Below are 1,427 nucleotides of genomic sequence, written 5' to 3' on the forward strand. Positions count from 1 at the left end.
CGGGAATCGGGAATCGGGAACAGGGAACTTCGGCTCAGGGAACAGGTAAACAATTATGTGTACCTCATTACTATGAGAACCGCTATAAGCAAAATTAGCTAAAAACTAACTAAAACTCATTAGTTATGATCCCAATTTACCTATTCCAGGTTACCTATTATTAAGTACTTTGATCAGGAAACAGCAGATCTGGGAACAGCGGATATGGGAAGTCAGGAGAGGTAATTATTATAATGTCTCGATAATTACCCTTAATACAAATCTCCCCTACTCCCTACTCCCTACTCCCTACTCCCTAATTTGAGAATTGCTATAAGATAACGAAATCGCTTTCAGCAAGGGTTGTTATTCCTAACACTACTGCTAGGGTTTCATCTCCAACATTGATTAGAGAATTATTACTATCGGAGGTGATAGACACTTCACCAAAGCCCAAACCATTGCCTAAACCAATGAAGTCAGTGCCCAGCTCGAAGTCTGTAATCGTGTCAGTACCTTCCCCAATCTCTAGGACAAAGGTATCACTGCCACTACCATTAGAGAAGTTATCTCCAGTCAGAGTATCATTACCCAGACCACCAGTTAATAGGTCATCCCCAGCATCACCCCAGAGTTGATCATCCCCGAAGCCACCATAAAGGGAGTCATTAGACTTCGCGGCAGTTGTCGGGAACAGGGAACAGGGAACAGGGAACAGTGGATAAGAATTGACGCAAAGCGATGCAGCGCGGTCTTGGGGGAAACCCCCAAGACCGCGCTGCATCAAGAACACTATCAGAAAACTACTTTTGCAAGAGGTCTATTAGCAAATTTACCGCCAATGCGATCGCTTCCTGAACCACCGTAGATAATATCATCACCACCAGCGTTACCACCTACGGACTTGCTATTGCTATCTCCCCGTAGGAGATCATCACCATTGCCACCAAATAGAATATCATTGCCTAATCCCCCAGCAATGGTATCATTTCCATCAAAGCCATTGATCAGATCAGCGTCAATAGTTCCAATCAACTGGTCATCCCCTTGAGTACCGTTAATCTCGGAAGTGGTTTCTACTATTGCTGTCGGGGATTGAATAGTATCGAGGTCTAACCCAAATGCTAGGAATTGGGTAATCTGGCTGTCATTGAAATTGTTATCGCTAGCAACAATTAGGGATTGTCTGCCATCCAGTAAGGTTGGACCAAATGCGATCGCTTCACTATTGTCCAGACGAATGCCTAAGTCATCGAAATCCAATAGCGGATCACCGGAACAGGGAGTAGGGTGGGCAAATTTCTATGATCGAGAATACTCACCCATAACCAAACGGTTTTTGCCCACCCTACAAGCTTTAGGAAAGGGAACAGCGGATCACCGGAACAGGGAGTAGGGTGGGCAAATTTCTATGATCTAGAATACTCACCCAAAACCAAACTGTTTTT

General features: G+C 44.4%; 3 protein-coding genes and 1 pseudogene. 1 reads left to right on the forward strand and 3 read right to left on the reverse strand.

Going from position 1 to position 1,427, the window contains the following annotated elements:
- Window positions 1-169 precede the first annotated feature (169 nt).
- Window positions 170-304: a hypothetical protein gene (locus F6K53_RS42425; RefSeq protein ID WP_293061730.1), complete on the forward strand. Its 135-nt coding sequence runs from the start codon at window positions 170-172 to the stop codon at window positions 302-304.
- A gap of 6 nt (window positions 305-310) precedes the next feature.
- Here F6K53_RS42425 and F6K53_RS42430 read toward each other — a convergent pair whose 3' ends face one another.
- The 3 genes and pseudogenes from F6K53_RS42430 to F6K53_RS42440 form a co-directional block, all read right to left on the reverse strand.
- The gene (locus F6K53_RS42430) at window positions 311-763 is read right to left on the reverse strand and encodes a hypothetical protein (protein ID WP_293086534.1); all 453 of its coding nucleotides are present in this window, start codon (window positions 761-763) and stop codon (window positions 311-313) included.
- An 11-nt stretch (window positions 764-774) separates the two neighbouring features.
- Window positions 775-1,155: a hypothetical protein gene (locus tag F6K53_RS42435; protein ID WP_293086537.1), complete on the reverse strand. Its 381-nt coding sequence runs from the start codon at window positions 1,153-1,155 to the stop codon at window positions 775-777.
- A pseudogene (locus F6K53_RS42440) lies at window positions 1,144-1,254 on the reverse strand (esterase-like activity of phytase family protein); the annotation flags it as partial. The gene F6K53_RS42435 and the pseudogene F6K53_RS42440, both read right to left, overlap by 12 nt.
- Between the last annotated feature and the right edge of the window lie 173 nt (window positions 1,255-1,427).

The sequence above is a fragment of the Moorena sp. SIO4A1 genome (assembly GCF_010672065.1).
Taxonomy (GTDB): Bacteria; Cyanobacteriota; Cyanobacteriia; order Cyanobacteriales; family Coleofasciculaceae; genus Moorena.